At 47.1% G+C, this 24,297-nt stretch carries 26 protein-coding genes; 10 read left to right on the forward strand and 16 right to left on the reverse strand.

Features of this window, described 5'->3' with window-relative positions; translation table 11 throughout:
- Positions 1 to 183 (forward strand): hypothetical protein (locus FC652_RS20405; RefSeq protein ID WP_217904503.1); only part of this gene is annotated, 183 nt, incomplete at its 5' end.
- Positions 184 to 219: 36 nt separating this feature from the next.
- Here the strand turns inward: FC652_RS20405 and csdA are convergent.
- From csdA to FC652_RS02795, 4 genes are all read right to left on the reverse strand, one after another.
- The gene (gene csdA / locus FC652_RS02780) at positions 220 to 1,431 is read right to left on the reverse strand and encodes a cysteine desulfurase CsdA (protein ID WP_176297401.1); all 1,212 of its coding nucleotides are present in this window, start codon (positions 1,429 to 1,431) and stop codon (positions 220 to 222) included.
- Positions 1,431 to 2,030 (reverse strand): DJ-1 family glyoxalase III, encoded by a 600-nt coding sequence (locus FC652_RS02785; protein ID WP_118893415.1) that lies wholly within the window; start codon positions 2,028 to 2,030, stop codon positions 1,431 to 1,433. The genes csdA and FC652_RS02785 overlap by 1 nt, the downstream gene beginning before the upstream one ends.
- Positions 2,027 to 2,917 carry a 2-dehydropantoate 2-reductase gene (gene panE, locus FC652_RS02790; protein ID WP_176297402.1) on the reverse strand — a complete coding sequence of 297 codons (891 nt, stop codon included), beginning with the start codon at positions 2,915 to 2,917 and terminating at the stop codon, positions 2,027 to 2,029. The genes FC652_RS02785 and panE overlap by 4 nt, the downstream gene beginning before the upstream one ends.
- 155 nt (positions 2,918 to 3,072) lie before the next feature.
- Positions 3,073 to 4,287, reverse strand: coding sequence for a diguanylate cyclase (locus FC652_RS02795; RefSeq protein WP_176297403.1), 1,215 nt, complete (start codon positions 4,285 to 4,287; stop codon positions 3,073 to 3,075).
- Positions 4,288 to 4,501: 214 nt separating this feature from the next.
- Here FC652_RS02795 and dinB point away from each other — a divergent pair, with 214 nt between their 5' ends.
- A complete protein-coding gene (dinB, locus tag FC652_RS02800; RefSeq protein WP_176297404.1) occupies positions 4,502 to 5,566 on the forward strand; it encodes a DNA polymerase IV in 1,065 nt (354 codons plus the stop codon).
- 17 nt (positions 5,567 to 5,583) lie between these two features.
- Here the strand turns inward: dinB and FC652_RS02805 are convergent, their stop codons facing one another.
- Positions 5,584 to 7,521: an ATP-dependent DNA helicase RecQ gene (locus tag FC652_RS02805; protein ID WP_176297619.1), complete on the reverse strand. Its 1,938-nt coding sequence runs from the start codon at positions 7,519 to 7,521 to the stop codon at positions 5,584 to 5,586.
- A gap of 211 nt (positions 7,522 to 7,732) precedes the next feature.
- On the opposite strand from FC652_RS02805, the gene FC652_RS02810 reads away from it, so the two are divergent.
- The gene (locus tag FC652_RS02810; RefSeq protein ID WP_176297405.1) at positions 7,733 to 8,476 is read left to right on the forward strand and encodes a YggN family protein; all 744 of its coding nucleotides are present in this window, start codon (positions 7,733 to 7,735) and stop codon (positions 8,474 to 8,476) included.
- A gap of 212 nt (positions 8,477 to 8,688) precedes the next feature.
- Positions 8,689 to 10,053, forward strand: coding sequence for a sodium-dependent transporter (locus FC652_RS02815; protein WP_045596775.1), 1,365 nt, complete (start codon positions 8,689 to 8,691; stop codon positions 10,051 to 10,053).
- Between the two features lie 127 nt (positions 10,054 to 10,180).
- On the opposite strand, the gene FC652_RS02820 is transcribed toward FC652_RS02815, so the two are convergent.
- From FC652_RS02820 to tsaA, 5 genes are all read right to left on the reverse strand, one after another.
- Positions 10,181 to 10,372, reverse strand: coding sequence for a DUF4250 domain-containing protein (locus FC652_RS02820; protein ID WP_013571245.1), 192 nt, complete (start codon positions 10,370 to 10,372; stop codon positions 10,181 to 10,183).
- Between the two features lie 3 nt (positions 10,373 to 10,375).
- On the reverse strand, positions 10,376 to 10,579 hold the full coding sequence (locus tag FC652_RS02825; protein ID WP_011079742.1) for a YaeP family protein: 204 nt from the start codon (positions 10,577 to 10,579) through the stop codon (positions 10,376 to 10,378).
- 120 nt (positions 10,580 to 10,699) lie between these two features.
- Positions 10,700 to 11,368 carry a tellurite resistance TerB family protein gene (locus tag FC652_RS02830; protein ID WP_176297406.1) on the reverse strand — a complete coding sequence of 223 codons (669 nt, stop codon included), beginning with the start codon at positions 11,366 to 11,368 and terminating at the stop codon, positions 10,700 to 10,702.
- Positions 11,369 to 11,490: 122 nt separating this feature from the next.
- Positions 11,491 to 13,206, reverse strand: coding sequence for a proline--tRNA ligase (locus tag FC652_RS02835; RefSeq protein ID WP_176297407.1), 1,716 nt, complete (start codon positions 13,204 to 13,206; stop codon positions 11,491 to 11,493).
- A gap of 91 nt (positions 13,207 to 13,297) precedes the next feature.
- Entirely contained in the window at positions 13,298 to 13,993 is a 696-nt protein-coding gene (tsaA, locus tag FC652_RS02840) for a tRNA (N6-threonylcarbamoyladenosine(37)-N6)-methyltransferase TrmO (RefSeq protein WP_072603374.1), read from the reverse strand.
- Between the two features lie 120 nt (positions 13,994 to 14,113).
- Here tsaA and FC652_RS02845 point away from each other — a divergent pair, with 120 nt between their 5' ends.
- The 3 genes from FC652_RS02845 (at position 14,114) to FC652_RS02855 (ending at position 16,350) form a co-directional block, all read left to right on the forward strand.
- A complete protein-coding gene (locus FC652_RS02845; protein ID WP_072603376.1) occupies positions 14,114 to 14,374 on the forward strand; it encodes a type B 50S ribosomal protein L31 in 261 nt (86 codons plus the stop codon).
- A gap of 3 nt (positions 14,375 to 14,377) precedes the next feature.
- Positions 14,378 to 14,503, forward strand: a complete 126-nt coding sequence (ykgO, locus tag FC652_RS02850) for a type B 50S ribosomal protein L36 (RefSeq protein ID WP_072603378.1) — start codon at positions 14,378 to 14,380, stop codon at positions 14,501 to 14,503.
- A gap of 260 nt (positions 14,504 to 14,763) precedes the next feature.
- Positions 14,764 to 16,350: an AbgT family transporter gene (locus FC652_RS02855; protein WP_072603380.1), complete on the forward strand. Its 1,587-nt coding sequence runs from the start codon at positions 14,764 to 14,766 to the stop codon at positions 16,348 to 16,350.
- A 96-nt stretch (positions 16,351 to 16,446) separates the two neighbouring features.
- On the opposite strand, the gene FC652_RS02860 is transcribed toward FC652_RS02855, so the two are convergent.
- Both FC652_RS02860 and FC652_RS02865 read right to left on the reverse strand, forming a co-directional pair.
- Positions 16,447 to 16,890: a YaiI/YqxD family protein gene (locus tag FC652_RS02860; protein ID WP_017420210.1), complete on the reverse strand. Its 444-nt coding sequence runs from the start codon at positions 16,888 to 16,890 to the stop codon at positions 16,447 to 16,449.
- Positions 16,887 to 17,180, reverse strand: coding sequence for a hypothetical protein (locus FC652_RS02865; RefSeq protein WP_013571256.1), 294 nt, complete (start codon positions 17,178 to 17,180; stop codon positions 16,887 to 16,889). Before FC652_RS02865 ends, FC652_RS02860 begins: the two co-directional genes overlap by 4 nt.
- A gap of 834 nt (positions 17,181 to 18,014) precedes the next feature.
- Between FC652_RS02865 and FC652_RS02870 the strand changes: the two genes are divergently transcribed.
- Positions 18,015 to 18,518, forward strand: coding sequence for a GNAT family N-acetyltransferase (locus tag FC652_RS02870; RefSeq protein ID WP_011079755.1), 504 nt, complete (start codon positions 18,015 to 18,017; stop codon positions 18,516 to 18,518).
- On the opposite strand, the gene FC652_RS02875 is transcribed toward FC652_RS02870, so the two are convergent.
- Positions 18,478 to 18,777, reverse strand: coding sequence for a DUF3301 domain-containing protein (locus FC652_RS02875; RefSeq protein ID WP_017420206.1), 300 nt, complete (start codon positions 18,775 to 18,777; stop codon positions 18,478 to 18,480). The two genes, FC652_RS02870 and FC652_RS02875, sit on opposite strands and share 41 nt — an antisense overlap.
- Positions 18,778 to 18,780: 3 nt before the next feature.
- Positions 18,781 to 19,818: a DUF3549 family protein gene (locus tag FC652_RS02880; protein ID WP_176297408.1), complete on the reverse strand. Its 1,038-nt coding sequence runs from the start codon at positions 19,816 to 19,818 to the stop codon at positions 18,781 to 18,783.
- 79 nt (positions 19,819 to 19,897) lie between these two features.
- Here FC652_RS02880 and FC652_RS02885 point away from each other — a divergent pair, with 79 nt between their 5' ends.
- Entirely contained in the window at positions 19,898 to 20,212 is a 315-nt protein-coding gene (locus FC652_RS02885; RefSeq protein ID WP_103277366.1) for a YqcC family protein, read from the forward strand.
- Positions 20,212 to 20,949, forward strand: coding sequence for a tRNA pseudouridine(65) synthase TruC (truC, locus tag FC652_RS02890; RefSeq protein WP_176297409.1), 738 nt, complete (start codon positions 20,212 to 20,214; stop codon positions 20,947 to 20,949). Before FC652_RS02885 ends, truC begins: the two co-directional genes overlap by 1 nt.
- Before the next feature lie 94 nt (positions 20,950 to 21,043).
- Here truC and FC652_RS02895 read toward each other — a convergent pair whose 3' ends face one another.
- Positions 21,044 to 21,427, reverse strand: coding sequence for a DUF3461 family protein (locus FC652_RS02895; RefSeq protein WP_011079759.1), 384 nt, complete (start codon positions 21,425 to 21,427; stop codon positions 21,044 to 21,046).
- A gap of 183 nt (positions 21,428 to 21,610) precedes the next feature.
- Entirely contained in the window at positions 21,611 to 24,232 is a 2,622-nt protein-coding gene (gene glnD, locus FC652_RS02900) for a bifunctional uridylyltransferase/uridylyl-removing protein GlnD (protein WP_176297410.1), read from the reverse strand.
- Positions 24,233 to 24,297 lie beyond the last annotated feature (65 nt).

Raw genomic sequence — 24,297 nt, forward strand, 5'->3', positions numbered from 1 at the left:
GTGTGCTCAGCGCTTGCTGAGAAATGGATTCCCGCCTGCGCGGGAATGACGGATATAGAAAGTAACGAGATTTCTTATCGCCCTCGCTTTTGCTTGTCATCTTCGCGAACGCGGGGACCCATTTTAAAGCGAATGGCGGCGGTGGAGAGTGATCAACATGAGTTGAAATACTTCGGTGAATAAAGATGGGCTAAGACGCTGAAGAACTCAGCCCTTTTTTTAAAGCATATCCACCGCTTTCTCTAACGCTGCAATCAATTTCTCGACGTCTTGCATGGTGTTGTAAATGGCGAAAGAGACTCGGACGGTGCCTTTGACACCTAACGCATCCATGAGCGGATGAGCACAGTGATGGCCCGCTCGCACGGCGATACCTTGCTGATCGAGCAGCGTTGCAATGTCTTGATGGTGAACGCCATCCATGACAAAAGTAATCACCGATGCATTGTTTTGATATCCGATCACACGGATATCCTCCATCTCGCGCAGTGCACGGTATGTTGCCGATTGCAATTGGTGCAGGTGAGATTCCACTTCGTCTCGAGCAAAACCTTGATACCACTCTATTGCTTTAGCAAGCGCAATGGCACCCGCGACATTGGGTGTCCCTGCTTCGAATTTCCCCGGTAGAGCCGAAAAGGTGGTTTTCTCAAACGACACTTTTTCCACCATCTTACCGCCCCCATGCCATGGCGGCATGGCTTCGAGCAGCGCCAGTTTGCCGTAAAGCACGCCAATTCCTGCCGGCGCATAGATCTTGTGGCCGGAGAATACATAGAAATCGGCGTCCAATGTACGCATATCGACAGGTTCGTGAACGATGCCTTGAGCGCCGTCCACCACCACAATGGCACCGTGTTGATGGGCCAACTCGATGATGGACTCGATGGGTTGACGAGTGGCCGTGACGTTGGTGGTTTGAGCGACCGCAACAATCTTAACTCGCTCATTCATCAATGTTTTAAACGATTCGATGTCCAACTGACAGTCGGCGGTCATGGGGATTTTGACCACTTTGGCGCCGGTCTGCTCTGCCACCATTTGCCAAGGCACAATATTGGCGTGATGCTCCATTTCACCAACGAGAATTTCATCGCCAACTTGAAGGGTACTTCGGGCGTAAGTTTGAGCAATCAAATTGAGCGCTTCGGTTGCGCCACGTGTCCAAATAATCTCTTTACTGCTTTGCGCGCCAATAAAATGAGCGACGCAGTCGCGTGCGGCTTCAAATTGACTGGTCGCACTGGCGGTCAAACTATGGCTGCCACGGTGAACGTTCGCATTTTGGCTGCTGTAATACAGGGTGATTGCGTCAATCACACACTGCGGCTTTTGTGTTGTCGCGGCACTATCTAGATAAACCAGTTCGTTTTGATTGACTTGCTGCGCCAAGGCGGGAAATTGTTGGCGAATGGCTTGAACGTCAAACATTACTCTTCACCCAGTTTGTGGTAGTTGAGTACAGGTACCGTCACCATAGGCTCTGCTACTTGGCGCGCGTGCTGTTTGCCAGACAGTAAAATAATCATTTCCATCGCAAATTCCAGCGCGGTGCCTGGCCCTTGGCTGGTAAGGAGATTGTGGTTCACATCGTAAGTAACACGCTTAGGACGCCAGTTTTGCTCGGCAATATGAGACATGAAGTTTGGATGGCAAGTCATGATGGCTTTAGGGTAGAGATTGTGATGTTGCAAAACCAGTGCAGGGGCGGCGCAAATGGCAGCGACCAGTTTTCCTTCATACATATGCTGTTTTACCATCTCAATCAGTATCGGGCTATCGCGGAAGGTTTCCGCTCCCGCGACACCGCCTGAGAGAACAATAACGTCGAACTGTTCGTCGGCCACATCCACCAAACGACATTGTGCGCCGAGGATGACGCCACGAGAGGCTGTTAGGGTTAGCTTGCCATCAAAATCGGCACTGGCGACCGTGACGTCGTAGCCAGCACGAGCCATCATATCGATGACTGTTACCGCTTCCATCTCCTCGGTACCGCAAGCAATAGGCACTAAGATTTTTTTCTTCATTGTTCTGTCCAGCTTTGTTCAATCTGTTTGATGTGTTGATAAAGTTTAGCGTTTTCCGCTGCATCAATCTGGTGTTTATGCGCCGCTTGCAACAAATATCCAGTGATATAGTCGATTTCAGTGCGGCGTTGATGGAAAACATCTTGTCGCATCGAGGAATAGTTTTCCGCCGTCGCATGAATCACGTTCATGATGGTTTGCTGCAAGGTATCGAAAGTAACCTCGATCCCTTCTTCGACCATAACCTCGACCAACTCTTGAGTGATGCGCTCAAGTCGTTGATGAAACTTTTCATCGGCCAGCTCGCCATTTTTACATTGATGAATCGCTGTTAACGGGTTGATGGCGCAGTTGATGGCCAGTTTGGTCCATAGCGCTTGTTGGATATTGGGATTCCATGTGACAGCCGGTAAGGCGTGATCGAGCACCGCTTGCAGGAACTCACATTGCGCACCTTGTGCATTAAAGCCACCCAACTGTGTGATGCCTTGTCCGGTGTGCAAGACCTGCTGCGAATGAGGCTTATACGCGCCATGTGTGGTGGTTGCCACAACGATTGGATTGTGTGCGAGTTTTTCTGCAACCTGAGATGCGGTTCCCATACCGTTGTGCATCAGCAGAATGATGGTATCTGAGTGGATGTGTGGCAATAAAGGCTCAATCGCCGCCATCACCTGCCATGCTTTCACTGTGACCAAAATGAGATCAGCGCTTTGCAAAGAGGGTAGGTGACGATGTTTAAACGTCATGGCTGATGAGTCATCAAGTTGCAACGGTTGCTCAGATGCATCGCTTCTTCCCCACAATGTGACATTGTGCCCTGCGAGTTTGAGTTTTGTCGCCCAAAGTGAGCCCACGGCCCCCGGACCTAAAATGAGGATATTCACCAAACACTCTCAGTAAAAAGGTTTGCTGCAAGGATAATGAGGGAAATAAGGAAAGCAAATAAAAAAGCATCAACAAGTAGAACGAGGAGTTGTTCAGCGCAATGCCGAGGTGCAAACACAGTTCTCATTCAGTGAATCAGGTTGCGAAGTTTTTTCTATTGGCTAACAAGTTGGTTTCGGCCGTTTGCTTTTGCTTGATACAGGCAACTATCTGCTTCACGGATCTGCCTTTCAAGCTCATCACTCATAGAAGATACCCCAATACTGATGGTGATGTGAATTTTGTGCTCTTTGTGAGTGATAGTGGTTTTCTCGATTCGCTGCCTCATTTGCTCTAAGCGAGTGACAAAATCGTCGTAGCTTTGACAGGATTGGATACAAAACTCCTCACCACCAAATCGCGCCACCACGTCATTGGGGAAGTAAATTTTTAGAATGTTAGCGACAGTCTTTAAGGCGATATCGCCACCATCATGGCCATAGGTATCATTCACTTTTTTGAAGTGGTCGATATCTAGCATCGCAATGTGGCGGAAATCACAGCCTTTGCACTCTTGTCCAAAGAGATAGCGCCGATTCCAAAGACCAGTGAGTGCATCTTGGTTGGCCATGCGATACAGTTCGTTGGTCGCTTCTTTCATCTCCATAATTTGGTGGACTCGACAAAAGAACTCCTCTTGATTGAACGGTTTGTAGAGAAAATCGTTTGCTCCGGCTTTAAGAAAGCGAGCCGTCATCGTGCGGTCATCACTGCCGGAAAGCCCCAAAATGGCGAGCTTGTTCTTATCCGTACTTACCCTAATCTCACGAATCATGGTGATGCCGTCCTTCTTAGGCATATCGTGATCGGTAATGACAAAGGTAATTTCTGGGTGCAGTTCGAGCATTTTTAGCGCTTCTTCACCGTTTTCAGCTTCGATCGTATCAATGTATTGGTGCTCTAATAACTGTGTGATGTGTTTTCTTACGACTCTAGAATCATCGACAACGAGTGCTTTGTGTCGGCGATTGTTAGTGAGGCGCTTGACCAAGGGCAAAAGGTAAGAGACCGATGCCATACTGTCTTTCAATATGTAATCGAGCACCCCTTTGGCGAGCACTTTTGCGCGAATTTCTTCGCTAAACATGGCAGTCAAAACAATCACTTTTTGATTGTTTTTCAGTGCGAGATCAATGACCTCACCATCTTGACCATCTGGCAAACAGTAATCGAGTACGGCACATAGGAAGTTATGATGCTGATTGAGATGTGTTTGCGCTTCGGCAACGCTTTCTACGGCAAACACCTCATACCCAGCTTGTGAAAGCTGTTGTTGGAGGTAATTGCGAAAGGCTCGACTATCTTCGACCACCAGTATTTTATTACTCAAGAAGGAGCCTCCGGAGTTCTATTAACTACTAACATAAATATTAAGTAGGACTAACAAAAACGCCACCAACAAGCGATGAATTTGTCTAGAAATTGGGCTGCTTATCAAAATAACGCCATGCATACGGATCGCTCTGCCACGAAAGCCGCCAGTTGAGAAAGTGGAATATCTCTGTATACTGTTTTTTTATCCAGTTGTGTTTTGGCGTGCTTGTATGTCAGCGGAAACGAGAAAAATTATCCATATTGATATGGACTGCTTTTATGCCGCGGTTGAAATGCGTGATAACCCTAGTTTTCGCGGGCGTCCTTTAGCTGTGGGGGGGCATGAGAAACAGCGTGGGGTGATCAGTACCTGTAATTATGAAGCGCGTAAGTTTGGCGTGAGAAGTGCGATGCCGACCGCGCAAGCGCTGAAACTCTGTCCAGGTTTATTGGTGGTGCCAGGACGAATGCAAGTTTACAAAGAGGTGTCGAAACACATTCGAGGCATTTTCTCACGATATACCCACCTTATTGAGCCTCTCTCACTCGATGAAGCCTACTTAGATGTGACGCACGCGACGCAATATCATGGTTCCGCTACTCTGATTGCAGAAGCGATTCGGCGAGACATTTGGAATGAACTGCAACTCACCGCGTCGGCAGGCGTTGCTCCGATTAAATTTCTTGCCAAAGTGGCTTCAGATATGAATAAGCCGAATGGGCAGTTTGTCATTCCACCAGAGCAAGTTCAGGGGGTAATCGATACTCTCCCTCTTGAAAAAATTCCCGGCGTAGGCAAAGTCAGTCTAGAAAAGCTCCATCAAGCTGGTTTTTATTGTTGTGAAGATATAAAAAACAGCGATTATCGTGAGCTGCTGCGGCGCTTTGGACGTTTAGGTGCATCCTTATGGAAGCGTAGCCATGGTATCGATGAAAGGGAGGTGGTGGTAGAGAGGGAACGGAAATCTGTTGGGGTCGAGCGAACCTTTAGCCAGAATATTTCCACCTACCAGCAATGCTGGCAGGTGATTGAGGAGAAGCTCTTTCCTGAGTTAGAGAAGCGTTTAGAAAAAGCCAGCCCTGAAAAAGCGATTATTAAGCAGGGTATCAAAATGAAGTTTGCTGATTTCCAACTAACGACCATAGAACATGTTCATGGTGAGTTGGACCTCGTCTATTTCCGAACCTTGCTGCAAGATATTTTACAGCGCCAGAGAGGTCGTGAAATTCGTCTACTCGGACTGAGTGTGATGTTAAAGCCCGAAGAACAGGCAAGGCAATTGAGTTTTTTTTGACCTTGGTGTTCAACGTATTATTGTTCCCGTTGCCCCATAATGGAGGCAACGTGATCAAAGACTTGTCCGTATGGTGCTTGCTCTAAGCGTCCAAAACCGCTGAGCTTTTTCGCTTTGAACTGAGTCAGTTTCGGTGTCGAAATTCCGCACAGGAAGCGTGTGATCAGCGCGGCAGTCAGCGGTTGTGAGCTTTGTTGTTGTAGCTGTTCGATCCAAATTTGCAGTTGGGGGATCTCGATTGCTAAAAGACGCTCGTTCGGCAGCGATGCCACTTGGCCACGACACACTGAACAATGGCCACAAGATGATGGTGCCTGATGATCAGAAAAATAACTCGCCAGTCGGTAACTCAAACATCGGTCAGATTCAAAGAAGCCCAGCATTTGATGGACCCGCTGAACATCACTGTGCTCTTTTTCTTTAAACAATTGGTACATCGCATCGGCCAGTTGAGAGGAAGACTGATGTACTGTTTTCACCGCATAAACATCAGTCATCTGTTTGCTTTCCAGCTCAATCCAACCTTGTTGATGAAGATATTCGAGTGCGGCAACGCAGCGCGAACGCTCGGCATGATGGGTGATCCACAGTGCTTCGAAATCCGTTTGGCACCAAATGCGAGCCTGCGGTGAGCAGGCAAATAGCGTTTGTAAAAACAGTCGTCGCTCACCGTCAAAGCGTTGAAGAATCTGATTCGCGGGTTGAATGAACTTAAAACGATATTCGGCAAAGTAGGCGTATTGTGGCTCGATTAACCCCGACATCTCTAGGTAAACGAGCAACGTTTTGAGCGGCAGTTGGCGAATGTTGGCGTCGTTTGAGAGGCGCGTAATGATGGTTTCCCATTTGCCTCCTGCGTCGATAATCTGTTTGATGACAAAACGGATATCGTCGCGCTCGGGTGTATCGCCATAGATGAAGTTTTCCAGCACACTTAGCCCATTTTGGTTTGCCAGCAATACACAATCGGATGGTTTACCATCACGTCCAGCACGGCCTATTTCTTGGGCGTAGTTCTCGATGGACTTGGGTAAATCAAAGTGAATAACACGGCGTATATTGGCTTTGTCGACGCCCATACCAAAGGCGATAGTGGCCACAATACAGTCCAACTCATTTTGCATAAATTGGTTTTGAATTGTGTGGCGAATGTCGCTTTCTAACCCCGCATGATATGCTGCAGCGCGGATGCCCTCATCTTGTAACATTGCAGCCACTTGGCTGGCGGTGTGTTGCAACGTGACGTAGACAATGGTGGGAGCGGTTGGGTTTTGTTTGATCAGCGCGGTAAGGGCTTCGCCTTTCTCCGATTCTCGACAGGGTGCCACCGTAATGTCTAAATTAGCACGATAAAAACCAGTCACGACAACGTTGGGTGATTGGATAGCAAACTTACGCTGCATGTCCTCGATGACGTTTGCTGTTGCCGTTGCGGTAAGAAGCAACACTTGCGGTATGTTTAGTGCCGTTTGATAGCTGGGCAACTTTAGATAGTCAGGACGGAAATTGTGTCCCCACTCAGAAATACAGTGCGCCTCGTCGACTACAAGCAGTGAAATTGGTACCTGTGAGATGAACTGTCGGAAGCGTTCGTTTTTGAGTCGCTCAACGGAGATCATCAGAATTTTAAGCTCGCCACTGCTAACGGCCTTCATGATTGCTTGAGACTCTTGTTTGCTCTGACCTGATTCAATCGCCGCTGCAGGAATTCCTTTGCTATGAAGAAAGGATAACTGATCTTTCATCAAGGCAATCAAGGGAGAAACCACCAAGGTTAAATGATGCAGATGTAAAGCGGATAATTGATAGCAGAGAGATTTCCCAGATCCTGTCGGGAAAATTGCAGCCGCCGATTGACCAGAGAGAATAGCCTCTACGACTTGTTGCTGCCCATTACGTAGGGTGTTGAAGCCGAACACATTTTGAAGGGTTAGGTAAGGATCATTCTGATGCATTGAGAAGCTCGGTTTGGCGAAATCAATGTGCATCATACCGATAAATGGTTTCTTTCTCATCTCCAAGCACTGTTGAAAAACGAGACTATCAGTGTTTGCGTGAAAATAGACGGAATGGGTTATGATTTTCTTAAAATCGTTGTGACAATTTACTGACAAAACACACATCACCGGCTGTTATAGTTTGGTGAAAAATACCAAAGGGAAAGTCATGAAAAAGCTAGCCATTTTTATTCCACTGTTTGTTGCCACTTCGGCTCAGGCGTCGCAGTGCCGTGTCGATATCAAAAATGAAGTTCGCCTAGACGGTGAGGTATTGGAAATTCATCAAACCAATGGTGACAAGGCGGTCGTCGATGCGAGCAATAATCTCTATATTCATGGTGAAAAGATTGAGTTGAATGATGACCAGCAAGCGGCCATCGAAGAGTATCGCGAAAACCTTAATGCCTATCTGCCAAGAGCGAAACAAGTTGCGGAAGAGAGCTTAGCGTTAGCCAATGACATCATTGATGATATTGCCGTTAGCCTTGATGCTCCGGACGCATTTGATAATGTAAAAACGGCGGTGAAGGAATTTTTCGCGGATGTGGAGTCGCGTTATTACAAAGATGGTGACTTGATTTTACCTGCGGACAGCTTTGCTTCCATGACAGATTCTTGGAGCGAGGATTTTAAGCGGGCGCAAGATATCTTCAATAAAGAATTTATCAGCAGCGCGTTTGATGCCATGTCGAGCAAAATGAAGCAAGAAGGCGGTTTGAATCTCTCTGCGATGTCGGAAAGCATGACGGAGTTGAAGCAAAAAGTTCAAGAGCGTTTGCAGCAGCACAGCCAAGAAATTGAGCAGCAAACTCAAGAGTTCTGCGACTCATTGGAAGATATGGCCGTTCAAGAGCAAGACTTGCAGCAAAAGATCCCTGAGTTAAAAAACTACCCAGTGTTTACTATCTAGTATCGACAGAAAGAGCACCTTTGCGGTGCTCTTTACTTTATCTACTGCTCTTGGGTCTTGTATGCCCTATTGTTGGTCTGTATTTAAATATTTACGGATTGATTATCTATTATCTTGTCGTATGTTCGAGTTATTGACCTATTTATTATTGTTAAGCCAAACATGTTTCTGTATCGTACTAGGTAACTAGTTCATAAGTGCAGTTAGGTCGTATGTCACAGCAAACAACTTCTCAACCGAGGGAACACTTTGGTTCTCGATTAGGCTTTATTCTAGCGGCAGCGGGTGCGGCTGTTGGCTTAGGGAATATTTGGGGTTTTCCGACACAAGCCGCCTCAAATGGTGGCGGTGCTTTCCTTTTAGTTTATTTAGTCATGATTTTGATCGTTGCTTTTCCAATGCTGGTGGTGGAGATGGCGATTGGTCGTCATGGGCAAGCAAACCCCGTCGACAGTATGCGCGCACTCACCAGTCACCCTGTTGGTAAAAAAGTCGGTGGGCTGGTTGGTTGGATTGGCCTGAGTGTGCCAAGTGCCGTGTTGGCGTTTTATTCGATTGTTGGCGGTTGGATCATCTGTTTTATGCTGGGGGCAATCACAGATCTACTCGGCATGGAAGCGGCGACGGCATGGTTCAAAGGGTTCAGTGTTGAGCGCAACCTTTTTGGTACGATGACTTTTTATGTGCTCACTATTTTGATCGTTCAAGGTGGTGTGAAACAAGGCATTGAAAAGTGGTCAACCCGCTTAATGCCAGCTCTGTTTGTGCTCTTTGCTGTGCTGTTTATCTATATCATGACGCAAAATGGCGCGATGGAAGGGCTAAAACACTATCTAGTGCCTGATTTCGATAAGGTGTGGGATAGAAAACTGATTCTGGCAGCAATGGGGCAAGGTTTCTTCTCGTTAACCATCGGTGGTTGCTCAATGCTGATCTACGGTTCGTACCTCAGTAAAAAAGAGAACTTACCGAAGATGGCCATGAATGTCACATTGGTGGATACTGCGGTGGCCTTTATTGCCGGTTTGGTTGTGCTTCCCGCAATGTTTGTTGCGATGCAAAAAGGGGTGCAAATCTACGCGGAAGATGGCTCTTTACTGAGCTCAGATACGCTGGTGTTTACCGTGCTACCACTGATGTTTGATAGCTTGGGGCTTCTCGGTCAGATATTTGCCGTGGTGTTTTTCTTGCTGCTGACGATTGCCGCACTCACTTCTTCCATCTCCATGCTGGAGTGCCCTGTTGCGCTTGTGGGTGAACGTTTTAATACCAAACGCAGCACCACGAGTTGGGTCTTGGGTGGGCTAATTGCTCTGTTCAGTGTGGTGATTGTGTACAACTTCGGTGCGCTGTTTGGGCTGGTGGCAACCGTCGCGACACAATATCTGCAACCAACGGCCGCATTGCTGTTTTGCTTGTTTGGTGGCTGGGTGTGGAGTCGTCACAGTAAAATCAAAGAGCTTGAGCAGGGCAACCCTGAGTTCACCTTAGGTTGGTTTGGCAAAGTTTGGCCTTCGTATGTGAAGTTCGTTTGTCCTGTGCTGGTGGCTACGGTGATTTGGGCTTCCTTTGGTTAAAGCCAGAGAGCAGTAGATAAAAAAGCTTGATGCGGTGGCATCAAGCTTTTTACGTTAATAGGATCTAGGATCTAGGATCTAGGATCTAGGATCTAGGATCTAGGATCTAGGATCTAGAGGCTCGAACCTATCGAAACTGCCCAGCATCGGGCAAAAACTCAAAACCCGCGGTGGCCAATTTGGTTTCTAATGCCGCACGATCAATATCGAAATAACGCACGAGTTTATCGAGGTCACCGGCAAAATCGTCACGCAGCTTCATGTTGACGATGCTCATCAACATGATCGGATCCATGGATGCAAAGTTTGCCAAGTTCATCAATCAGTCCTCAAAATCTGAAATGAGCAAGTTGGCGGCGGCAAAAGCGGCTTTCTCACGTGTTTCTTTAGGTAGTGATTCATCTGCGGCAATATCATTCAGCGCTTTGACTGCACACGAGATTGCCTGTGGAATGTACCCTTGATCACCACTACCAATTTGAGCATAAAGCTCACGAACTAACTCACAACAGCCGTATACTTGCATGGCGTTTTCCTTGAACTTAAACAAATGATAACTGCTCTCAAATATACACAGTGTGGTTTTGAAACTCAAAGCTCAGAGTTGTTTTGGCGCAAGTTAATTACCCCTCTGAGCAAAGATTCATCAACGCAATTGCTGTTCAAGTTGTTCGATGACTTCAGGCGCCAGTTGTAGCTGCTTCGCTAATTCTTGCAAATACGCTTTTTCCATAAAGCTTTGTTCGTCTGCGATGATCAGCGAGGCAAGGTAAATTTCACTTGCTTGCTGTGGTGATGTCGACAACTTGGCAATGTCGGTTGGGTCGAGTGGTTTTTGCAGCTCTTGTTGAACGAGTTGTCGCACCTGTTCATCGGCGTTCATCTCACTGAGTGCTTGCTCAATTTGGGCCATTTCCTGCTGGTCAATATGACCATCTGCTTTGGCCATCGCAATCATCGCTTTGATGATCAGCACTGAGTGGTGGTTGTCTTTTGGGTCGTAAGCTTCCGTCACGCCAGTGTTTGGTTGAGTTCCTTGCCAGTCGTTGTAAATCTTATAAGCCAACGCGCCTAAGGCAGCGGCGCCACCAATTTTGAGCGCATTCTTGCCAAGCTTCTTGGCCATCTTTCCGCTTTTCTTCGAACCCATCAGCATGCCGATGAGGCCGCCACCCAATGCGCTAGCACCGAGTGTTTTGAGTTGGCTAGCGTTGGTGTTGCTTTTGAGGTTTTGGGTCTGTTTGTTCAATGCCTCTGAACCTTGTTTTAAAAGATCAGAGTTGAGGGCTTGATTGAGAAGGCTTTTTAGATCCATGACGACTCTCCTGACTAAACACAAAACAAGCATAGCGAGAGAAATCTGAACCAAAGATTAATAGAAAAGGGATTGGCCTTGACCAATCCCTTTTAACTGTTGTTATAACACTGAACTCGGTGTTATTTCAGTTGTGCTTTGATGTGCTCAACGATATCCGCCATCGCGACAGGTGTTTTTTCACCAGAACGACGGTTCTTGTACTCAAAGTGACCTTCGTCCATGCTGCGATCGCCAATCACGATAGTGTGAGGGATACCGATCAGTTCCATATCAGAGAACATGACGCCTGGGCGCTCTTTACGGTCATCGAACAGCACTTCGATACCCATCGCTGTCAGCTCAGTGTATAGTTTCTCTGCGGCTTCTTGAACGCGCTCAGATTTGTGCATGTTCATTGGTACGATAGCGACTTGGAAAGGCGCGAGTGCGTCTGGCCAAATGATGCCGTATTTGTCGTTGTTCTGTTCGATTGCCGCTGCAACCACACGAGAAACACCGATACCGTAACAGCCCATCTCTAGGATCACGTTTTTACCGTTTGAATCGAGAACGCCACAGTTCATCGCTTCAGAGTAAACATTGCCTAGTTGGAAGATGTGACCCACTTCGATACCACGTTTCAGCATCAATGTGCCTTTTCCACATGGGCTTGGATCGCCTTCGACGACGTTACGTAGGTCAGCAACTTGGCCAAGCTCTACATCACGACCCCAGTTAATACCGAAGTAGTGTTTGCCATCGATGTTTGCGCCAGCACCGAAATCGCTCATAACAGCAACTGAGTGGTCAACGATAAATGGTAGCTTAAGGCCGACAGGGCCAAGAGAACCTGCACCTGCGCCGATGAACTCGCGCATCTCTTCTTCTGTTGCCATCTCTAGAGGTGCTGCAACTTCAACAAGGTTTTCTGCTTTGATTTCGTTGAGCTCGTGGTCACCACGGATGATCAGTGCAACGATTGGCGCTTCAATTTCATCCGACGCTTTAACAAACAGCGTTTTAACGGTTTTCTCAATTGGTAGATCGAATTGTTCAACCAGTTCAGCGATGGTTTTAGCGTTTGGCGTATCCACTAGCGTCATCTCTTGAGTTGGCGCTGCACGCTCAACCGCAGGAGCAACGGCTTCTGCTTTCTCGATGTTGGCGGCGTAATCGGATTCAGTTGAGAAGGCGATGAGGTCTTCACCACTTTCAGCCAGTACGTGGAACTCTTGAGAGCCGTTACCACCGATCGCACCTGAGTCTGCGAGTACTGGACGGTACTCAAGACCCATGCGGTCGAATGCTTTACAATAAGCATCGTGCATCGCTTGGTAAGATTTTTCTAGGCCAGCTTTGTCGATATCGAAGCTGTACGCATCCATCATGCAAAATTCACGTGCACGCATCACACCAAAACGTGGACGACGCTCATCACGGAATTTGGTTTGGATTTGGTATAGGTTCAGCGGAAGTTGCTTGTATGAGCTCACTTCGTTACGAACTAACGCGGTGATCACTTCTTCTGCTGTAGGGCTTAGTACGAACGGACGAACATGGCGGTCAGTAAAGCGAAGAAGTTCCGGGCCCATTTTTTCAGAGCGGCCAGTCTCTTCCCATAGTTCAAACGGCTGCACAACGGGCATCAAGGTTTCGATTGCACCTGCATTGTCGATCTCTTGACGAACGATGTTTTCGACTTTACGCAGTACACGTAGACCAGTAGGCAGCCAGGTGTAAAGACCTGAAGCCAGCTTACGGATCATACCTGCACGTAGCATGAGCTGATGGCTCACTACTTCTGCGTCGTTTGGAGTCTCCTTCAGAGTAGAAAGAAGATATTTACTGGTACGCATTCTATGGTATCCGTTTCATCATGGTTTGAATAACCCCTCAAAAGTGAGGGAACAAAATTAAGCTGACTATGATATCAGCCATTTGTGATTGTCAAAAGCGTTCGATGCGGCTAACCGCCACTATCTTATCTTGGACAATGAATTTGACGTTCAAATCGAACAAATTTACCGCATATTCTTTCTCATCCGGTTTGTTTTTCTTATAGGCAGGGCGAGGATCTTGTGCCAAAACTTGCTCAATGACCTGTTTCTCTAGCGTTCCATTGGGTCGTGTCGCCAATAGCGCATCCGCTTCACTGGAGAAGATCACGAGTGAGCGCTCGGGTTCTGACTCTGCGTAGCCACCGACGGCATCGAGAATCGCGTCGGAATAGGGGATGTAAGGTTTGATATCAATGATGGGGGTCCCGTCCACCAAATCCACACTGCCAAGATCGAGATAGACCTGATCGCCTTGTTTAGTTATCCCTTTCATTTCCACCGCTGACATGCCAATACCGTTGGGGCGAAACGTTGAGCGGGTGGCAAATACACCCATGCGCTCATTGCCACCTAGGCGAGGAGGGCGAACGGTGGGTTTCCAACCCGCGGCCAAGTTTTGATCAAACAAAAACAGCAACCAAACGTGGGAAAATTGCGCCAAACCTCTTACTGACTCGGGCGTGTTGGCACTGCCAACCAGTTTTACCCGTGCTGTCGCAGCAGGAACCAAGCGAGGTTGTCTGGGGACCGCGAATTTCTCTTTATAGGGGCTCTCAACAAAGCCAATAGGATCAATGGAGTGCATAGTGAGTCAAATAAAAAACAACAGGTGGACTGAAAAATATCACAGTTTTCTCTTGCATTTCTTGTTGATAATAATTATTAATTAATATGTTATAACATAACAATTGTTGGAGAGAGACAAATGAAACTAGGAATCCATCCTGAATATCGCAAAGTCGTGTTCCACGACACCAGCGTCAATCACTATTTTGTGGTTGGTTCGACCTTGCAAACTGACCGCACCATCGAATGGGAAGATGGCCAAACCTACCCTTACTTCACCATTGAAGTCTCCTCGGAATCACATCCGTTTTACACCGGTAAACAAAGAGTGGTGCAAAAAGAGGGTCGAGTGGCGAACTTCAATCGTCGTTTTGCTCAGTTTGGTTCGAAAGAAGGTTAAGAAATGAAAGTACTTAAGTCACTGAAGAGCGCAAAAACGCGTCATCCAGATTGCCAAATCGTCAGACGACGTGGTCGCTTATATGTCATTTGCAAGAGCAACCCACGTTTTAAGGCGGTGCAAAAATAATTACATTGGCAGTAAAAACGTGAGAAAACGATGATTCCTATATCGTATGGTGTTGGTTTGGTAGGTTATTTATAATTCCAGTTAATAACAACAAACTGGCTTATAAGGCTAAATTTTAAACGTTAGTTGGTTGATAATATCGCTATCTGAAAAGTTTTGTAACATTTGCAATTTCATTTTCCCTCTCTTGTCGAGTAACCTGCGCTCGCTTTTGACATTTTTGTCACAAATGCACAGGAAAAACTACAAGGAGGGAACAGATGAGTTCATCTGATTCAATTAAGCAAACTTCACCGAAGAAACCGCTCTTTACGCGCTTTCTAGATACGGTGGAATATTTGGGGAACTTGTTGCCCCACCCAATCACACTTTTTGCCATTTTCTGTTTGGCAATTTTAGTTTCTTCAGGCATCGCGGGCTATTTTGAAGTCTCCGTTGTCGATCCTCGCCCTGAGGGTGCCAAGGGTCGCGCTGCTGACGGTATGATTCACGTTGTGAGCTTACTGAACGCAGACGGACTAGAGCTGATCGTGACCAATCTCGTTAAAAACTTTGTCGGCTTTGCTCCTTTAGGCACAGTACTGGTGGCCATGTTGGGTGTTGCAATTGCAGAACACTCAGGTCTACTTTCTGCAGCCATGCGTGGCATGGTGATGGGTGCGTCTAAGCGCATGGTGACCGTCACTGTGGTCTTTGCAGGTATCATTTCGAACACCGCATCTGAGCTTGGTTATGTGGTTCTGATTCCGCTTGCGGCGATGTTGTTCCACTCACTCGGTCGTCACCCTCTTGCTGGCTTGGCTGCTGCGTTTGCGGGTGTGTCTGGTGGTTACTCGGCAAACTTGTTGATCGGTACGGTGGATCCACTGCTTTCAGGTATTACTGAAACGGCAGCAAAAATGATCGACCCTACATACACGGTTGGCCCTGAAGTGAACTGGTACTTCATGTTTGCTTCGACCTTTGTTATTGCAGGTTTGGGTGCGTTTGTTACCGAAAAAATCGTTGAGCCTAAACTGGGCAAATACAACGTTGAGGAAGCTGCAGAAGATCTTTCAAACGATAAGATGGGCCGTCTCACTGACGTTGAGAAAAAAGGTCTGAAACTGGCGGGTGTTGCGGTACTAGTAGTATCAGCATTACTTGCTTGGACGATTGTTCCAGCTGACGGTGTGTTGCGCTCTGACGCAGGTACGGTAGCGGGTTCACCATTCCTTAAGAGTATCGTGGCGTTTATCTTTGTCTTCTTTGCTGTCCCTGGTTTTGTTTACGGCAAAGTCGTTGGCACGATGAAGAATGATCGCGATGTGATTGATGCGATGTCAAAATCCATGTCTTCAATGGGTATGTACATTGTGTTGGTGTTCTTTGCTGCTCAGTTTGTTGCTTTCTTTAAGTGGACTAACTTCGGTCAAGTTTTCGCGGTGGCGGGTGCCGATTTCCTACAGACCATTGGTCTTACTGGCCCGATGCTGTTCTTTGCCTTCATCCTTATGTGTGGCTTCATCAACTTAATGATTGGTTCGGCCTCTGCTCAGTGGGCGGTCACTGCACCGATCTTTGTTCCAATGTTGATGCTGGTGGGTTACGCGCCTGAAACGATTCAAGCGGCATACCGTATCGGTGATTCCGTGACGAACATCATCACGCCGATGATGAGCTACTTCGGTCTGATCCTCGCGGTTGCCACTCGCTACATGAAGAACATGGGTATCGGTACACTGATCTCTGTGATGCTGCCATACTCTATCGTCTTTATGGTGGGTTGGAGCTTGTTGTTCTACGTATGGGTATTTGTGTTTGGTTTGCCAGTCGGCCCAGGCGCGGCAACGTACTACACGCCATAAGCCTTAACTCGACATCTCGACTCGAAACAAAAGCCTGCGAATATCGCAGGCTTTTGTATTGGATGAACCAAGGCTAGAGCTGAGCTTGATAACGAATTATCGCTTAGCCAAAATGCGATCCAAATGATTGGCAAATTCGCGGCGTTCGGTTTGCGAGAGAGCCGCAGGGCCGCCAGTTTGGATTCCACTTGAGCGCATGGTTTCCATAAAGTCACGAATGTTAAGGCGCGCTTTGATGGTGTCTTTAGTATACAACTCACCACGTGAGCTTAAGGCAAGTCCGCCTTTGGTGATCACTTCATCGGCGAGCGGAATATCAGAAGTAATCACCAAATCGTTTGGTTCCACACGTTTGACGATCTCGTTATCCGCAATGTCGAAGCCGGCAGGCACTTGCAAACTGTGGATGTTGGGCCTTCTTGGTACTGGTACAACGTGATTAGCGACAAAGGTGCATTCGACACCGGTTCGCTCTGCTGCGCGGACAATGGTTTCTCGAATCACTTTTGGACAGGCGTCGGCATCAACCCATATCTTCATTGGTTTTTCTCTTTTAGTTGTGCTTCTAATGCATCGATACGAGCTGCCAGCTTCAGGACGGTCGCTTCGAGTTGGGCAATGCGTTCCGCATCTTGATTGGTTTGACTTGCCACTTCGATCTTCGGTACGCGCTGGGCGCTCTTCCAGCTTTTGATCGCGGCTATGATCGCAGGCATGGGGATCGATGTTTTTAATCGTGCTTTCACGAGCGCGACAGACGGCTCTTTTCCTTGCTGCTGAAGCTGTTCAAGCACCGCTTCCAGCTCTTTGGTGACATCTTGAGTTAACATTTTTTCTTCCTGATAACGATATGTTTATCATGATACGTGGCACTAAGGTTTTTGGCGAATAGCAATTTCGGTAATCGCGTGTGAGAGATCTCTTACACAGCTTGTGCGAGAAAGCTAATTCATCGTAAGAGGAATGGTTGTCAAAAGATCCTAACCTAATGATTAATAAGGAATGTTAATGCGATGTAATGGTTTGCATAAGCGTTTTTCTTTGCCGGTGGATTGCTCCGTTCAAGAAAAAGAGTAAATTAAACCTTGTCGGAAGGATGCTGACACGGAACAGGAAACGCCAAGGATATGGTTATCGTCAGGAAGACGATTTGGTTGCTCAGGATGAGGAATCAAGCAAGGAGCGAAGGACATTGTAGGAAGCAATCACTAATAGGATGTTGGTGACGAAGGAACGACAATGGACACCTCGAGGATGGAGGTCAGGACAGTATCAGGACGATACCAGGGACACCGCTCAAGGAACAAGTGATGTGCGCTAACGGGGATAGTTAGCTGTCAGGAAGATTAGGACACCGCTAGGACGGCGAAGTAAGGAATAGCTGAAGGATTCAGCCACTATTATGGATGATGCAGGGAGCATTATTAGTAGCCGGACTGCTGCGAGTAAGACTATAGCCCCGATACGAAAGTGTCGGGGCTTTTCTTATCGTCATCTCTTCACACTCTCTACCGTCAGATCGATATAACTATTTTATAAACAACGTTAAAAAACAATCTGGATCAATAACTCTTTGTTCAAGTTGGTTTAATTTTTCGGCTTCTCAATTGGGCGTAACGAATTTGCAACGCGCTAAATCGGTATCGCCATATCAAGGATAGAATGTGACCATAGTAACTCGAAGGACATTACTCCTTCCTTACAATGAATCATTAAAGCTCGAATTCGTGATGCTAAATTGCTGTGCGAAGAATCGTGCGCAGCTCAATGGTCCATACACGGTTGCCAATGCCAAGCTTCTGTTTGATAAAGTATTGAATGATAAAACGATCCATGCCAGAGCCGTATTGGATAACTACAATCGCGAATACATGGGGCATGTCTATATCGCGCATTTAGATAGTCAACCGGAACTGGAGTTCATGTTTGATAAATCGTACTGGGGTAAAGGGATCGCCAGCGAAACATTGAAGGCGTTTGTGCCCAAAGCGATGCATGAATTGCAGTTGGAGAGCTTAACGGCACACATCAAACCTCAGAACATCGCTGCAATCAAAGTGCTCACCAAGCTGGGCTTTTATGATGTTTCCCAGCTTAGTCAGTGTAATGCGCTCGTGACAATGCGTTTTACATCCGATGAGGTGGCAGGAAAAAGTTCAGCGGCCTGAATCCTGTCATCATCAGTTGCCCTTGATAGCAGTCGTCACCGAGTGCTGAAAATTCAAACAAATAGACAGTATGCCAACGCCAGCTTCCCTCTGGCGTTTTTAATTTGTGCCCGCCAAACGCAACACTAATGAGTTGTAACTCCAGTTGGTCGCATTTGCGTGCTATCGCAGCCTTGGCCAGTTCCGATTGGCGACGTTGTTGCCAAAAGAGAAAACAGAAGAAACACAATCCTAAAATGGCAAACAAATCACCGACCATGGTTTATCCTTTTGTAGCCTGTTGTAGATTTAAAAGTGCATTGGCCAGTTCTGGTGATGGGCTGGAGTGCAGCAGAGGCAATAGCACCATTCTGAGCTGTGGAAGCATCACTAAGTCGGCAAACAGCTGGTTGAACAGGTTTTGATTACCCGTTTGTGCCAAACGAACCAAAAAGAGCTGTGCGACCTCCGTTTCAGCCAACCAATGCCAAGCGCGACCGGCAATACCAATCAACACTTCCTGATGGCTCAATCTAGGGCTGGCGAGCAGTGTGTTCAGCAGGGGCTTCACTTGTGCTTGCTCTGCGCCTGACAGCGCACGAATTAGCGCTGAGAGCAAAAACAGATCAGGGTGTGGCTTGGCGATTTCGCCTTCAGTGAGCTCGATTAAGCGGGCTGTTAGCTTTTCAGGCAAGGTGACATGCTCTAACGCACCAAGCAGAGCATACAATGGGGTTGAAGGAAGGTGCGTCAGCGCCTTACGTATTAGCACGCCATTTTGCTCTTGATCCAATCGAGCACAGATGTCGGTAATGCCCTGCAAGCCAACGGTTTGCCAGTTGTCCCACCCCAATTTCCCTTGGAAATAGATTTGGGCGTGTTCGTAATATTGGCTGGTCGGTAACTGCAGTTGCGCGCGCACCAAGCTATGAAACACCGCCATTTTGTCTTCAGAAGGCTTAAACGTATAAGGATTATTCGCCAACTTCTGTTGCTGTTCTTCACTCATTTCTTGCGATAAACGCGTTCCCATCGCTTCAACGACAAATTTAATGAAGTTGCCGATGTCTGCTTGCTTCAATAGACCACGCTCGTCGAGTTCAAATTTCAAAAACCAAATCCATGGCTGCTTTTGCTCATTCCAATACACAATCGCCAAATTGGCTTTACGTTGCAGAGGGTAAGGATAAGGCGCTGAGCCTTTTTCTATCTCGGCAAATTGCGTTTGGCTGATTGGATTGATACGGCGGCCCAAATCATAAATGGCGTATTGGCAGTCGCTGGCGGTAAGGAGTTGACTGAGAGTGTGTATGGTATCCATGAAGCATGTTGTCCTAACTTTATTTCTTCAATAAATGGTATCATTCGCGGCTAATTCAAGGTTCGGAATGTAAAGATTAATGACAAACACCTCAACTTTGACGGGATTATTGCGACAACTTGAGCTGGAGCTGAAACGTTTAGGCTGGTGGGATGAAATACCCCCAGAGCCTGCATTGTTGCAAAGCGAAATGCCTTTTGCGGTCGACACGTTAGCGCCGCAACAATGGTTGCAGTGGATCTTCATCGCTCGCATACAGCAGATGATGGTACAAGGAGCGTCACTGCCGAAGGGGTTTCTGCTCACCCCTTATTTTGAAGAAGCTTGGAAAGAACAGCGTGATACACAAACGTTGTTGAGTATTTTGCGTACGATTGATGAGGTAAGCCAGTAATGCTGGAGATTGTGTATCAGGATGAATATTTTGTGGCCGTGAATAAACCGGCGGGCATGCTTGTGCATCGCAGTTGGTTGGATAAACATGAAACGCAGTTTGTAATGCAAACATTGCGTGATCAAATTGGTCAGCATGTTTTTCCGCTTCATCGCCTGGATCGTCCAACCTCCGGGGTGTTGGTTTTTGCACTGTCCTCTGAAGTCGCATCTCAGGTTATGCCCATGTTTGCCGGACAGGAGATGAGCAAAACCTACCATGCGATTGTGCGTGGCTGGATAGAGGAAGAAGGGGAGCTAGACTACGCGTTGAAGGTTGAACTGGATAAGATTGCGGATAAGTTTGCTTCGCAAGAGAAGGAAGCGCAAGACGCGATTACGCTTTACAAACCACTGGCCAAAGTGGAAGTACCTTATTCGACGGGCAAGTTCCCAACGACCCGCTATGGGTTAATGGAGCTCAAGCCGAAAACCGGTCGTAAGCATCAACTTCGTCGCCATATGGCGCATCTTCGTCATCCGATCGTGGGGGATACCACCCATGGTGATGGCAAACACAACAAGCTGTTCCGTGAAGAGTTTGAAGCGCCGAGGTTGCTGCTGCACGCCTCTGAACTCAGATTTGTCCATCCGTATACAGAGCAAGAAGTGGTGATTCGAGCAGAGGTTGATAAAGTTTGGCAACAGTTGTTTGAACGTTTTGAGTGGCCAAGCACCTTGCTTACCGCAAGTCACTAATGCACTCATATTATGGTGATCACAGTAAAAAGGGTTGATGTCATATCAACCCTTTGCCATTTAGGCAGTTTTAAACCAATGAGGCGAGCTTCGCTTATTTGAGTTTTTCGAGATCCGCTTCAATTTCGGCAATTTTGCTCGCCACCACTTTCTCAAGATGCTTCAGATCGGTAAGGATCTTTTGTTTGATATCCACATCTTCTTGTTTGGGTGGCTTGGTGATTTTATTTAGCTCATCAATGACTAAAGTGAGGTTGCGATTAATTTCCGTGACTTCTTTATATTGATGACTACCGCTATCAACCAAGACATTTTTGACTTGTCGTGGATACTTGAATTTCACGCTTTTGGCAAAAAATTCGCCTTTTTGCTTGTGGAAATAGATTTTTAATACGTCTTTGTGCGCTTCCTGACGTAGTGAATAGCGTTCAATCTGGCTAGGATCATGAATACCCAGTCCAGTGAGGTGTGGATACATAAGCGACCTCTATTTAGGTATGACTGTTAAGATTCAATGTAGCAGTCAAATCATGTGGTAGATAGCTGATAATCCGACCAATTGACTAAGTTGTGCACGAGATCGCGCTCGGTATCCTTGGTGAAAAAATCCCTCAGCAGAGCATGCTGAGGGATTTATCAAAAGCAGAATTTTATGATGAGGTTAAGGGGCGAGTTCGGCGATGTTGTGAATCAGTTTTTCACGTAGCTGAAGTTCTTGCTCTTCACTGAGTCGTCCGCCATTCTCACTTGTCAGAATAAATAAGTCTTCCGCTCGCTCACCTATGGTGGTGATTTTTGCCCCATGCAAGTTAAATCCCATATCAGCGAAGGTCGCGCCTGTAATCGCAAGTAGCCCCGGTGTATCGAGCGCCACCAATTCCATCAAGGTGCGTTTTTTACTCTTCGTGGGTAGGAAATCCACTTTGGTCTTAACTTTAAAGTGCTGCAGTTTATGAGGCGTACGGCGCGTTTTGACTTTTGTCGGTCTGCCATCGGATAACACATGCACCAGATGTTTAATGACAGCCCTATGGCTGTCGACATCGATCGCTTGGCCGTGTTGGTCAAGTACCATAAAAGTATCAAGAACATAGCCATCTTTACTGCTCATGATTTGCGCGTCGTGTACGTTAAAATTACGACGGTCTAGCTCTGCCACCACGGTGGCAAAGAGTGCATGTTGGTCTTTGGTGTAGACAAAAACTTCTGTACCGCCACGAGTGGCCTTTTTACTCATCAGCACTAAAGGCTGCTCAGGATCATCCATGCGCAGAATATGTTCGCAATGCCAGGCGATCTGTTTGTGGGTGTGACGGAGAAAATAATCTGCTTTAAAGCGTTGCCACAACACTTCGATTTCACGCGCGGTAAAACCTTCTTTGCGCAGCAAAGCGGAAGCCAATTGCTGGTTGTGGCGAATACGCTCGCGCGCATCGACCGGATTTTCTAATCCGCGTCGTAAGGCTCTTTGGGTGGAGTAAAACAGTTCCGCTAGTAAGGTGCGTTTCCAACTGTTCCAAAGTTCTGGATTGGTTGCACAAATATCCGCAACGGTCAGGCAGACCAAATATTCCAAACGTTCTTCATCGCGTACTTGTTTGGCGAACTCAGTGATCACCTCTGGGTCATAGATATCTCGGCGCTGAGCGGTGACCGACATCAGCAGATGGTGTCGTACTAGCCAAGAAACCAGTTTGGCTTCGGGCTTGGAGAGGCCGTGCTCAATACAGAAATCGTATGCTTCTTTTTCACCGATCTCTGAGTGATCGCCGCCACGTCCTTTGCCAATATCGTGAAAAATCGCTGCTAGAATCAATAACTCTTTCTTTTGCAGTCTCGGATAGAGCTCACAACAGATGGGGTGTTTATCGTGGTTTTTCGCGTAACCGAAGGTATTGATGTGATTGAGCAGTCGTACACTGTGTTCATCCACGGTATAGACGTGGAAAAGATCAAACTGCATCTGTCCAACAATTTGGCTCCATTGGGGAAGGTAGGCGGCTAAGACTCCAAGTTTATGCATTAAGCTAAAGGCTCGATGAAGCGCATTGGGGTGGCGAACCAGCTCCATAAATTTTTCACGCGCTTCCGGAATGGTATGAAGAAATTTGTTCAAACGTCGGCGAGCGGTACGCAATTGACGCAGTGTCGGAGGGCTAACACTCTCAATCGTGGAGTCATTGGCAATGTGCAAAAACATATCAAGAATCGTTTCTGGGCGCGCTTGGAACAACGCAGGTTTACGCGCCTCGATTAAACGGCCTCGGCGTTGAAAATCTTCATTGATGATGACCGCTGGCTCGGTTTCCCCACCATTAATAATGGCTTGATCAAACAGCTTGAGCAGCATTTTATTGAGTTCTGCTACACGGCGTAGCGTGCGATAGAACTCCTTCATCATCATTTCAATACCGCGGTTGCCTTCACCTTTAAAGCCTAGATGCTCAGCGACCTGCAACTGATGAGCGAAGGTCAATCGATTGTCGTAACGTTTTAGCTCAATATGTAGGGCAAAGCGAACTCGCCACAGAAAATCTTGGCATTCCACTAGTTCGCGATACTCGGCATCGGTCAAAAAGCCGTAGCGGCTCATTTCTAACAGTGAGGTTGCGCCGAAATGACGTCGAGCCACCCAACTTAACGTGTGAATGTCACGAAGTCCGCCAGGTGTGGATTTAATGTCGGGCTCCAGATTATAAGTGGTATCGTGATAACGTGCATGGCGATCGCGCTGTTCTTGAATCTTGGCACGGTAGAAGGTCTCACTGGGCCAAAAGGAGTCAGAGAGCACCACTTTTTTTAAATCTTGGAAGGTGTTTTCACTGCCACACAACAATCGAGCTTCCTGCAAATTGGTGGCAACGGTCAAATCTTCACGACCTATTGCAGCGCACTCTTCAACCGTGCGTACGGCATGACCAACCTCTAAACGTAAGTCCCATAGCAGTGTAATGAACTCACTTACTTTTGGCTCCAGTGAGGTTGGCAGCTTATGTTTCGACAGCACTAAGATATCAATATCTGACAGCGGATGGAGCTCACCACGACCATACCCACCTACGGCAACCAGCGCGATATTGTGAATGTCGTTGAAACCGAAGTGTCTCCATAGCCTCGTTAGAAGCAAATCCATGTATTCTGCACGAGCGAGGACCAAATCGGTCACCGGATGGTGATTAAGAAACGCTTGTTTTTGTTCACTAGCGAAGAGATCGAGCCCTGCTTTCAGTTGGGTAACCGACAGTTGTTCTTCCGTGAAAGTTAAAGGGGATTGAAAAGCCATGATTTTGCTATCCGTGCAATCGTTATCTGCGTAAGAATGTAACAGAGTTGCGACTGATAAAAAAT

It is taken from the genome of Vibrio sp. 05-20-BW147 (assembly GCF_013369385.1).
GTDB lineage: Bacteria > Pseudomonadota > Gammaproteobacteria > Enterobacterales > Vibrionaceae > Vibrio > Vibrio floridensis.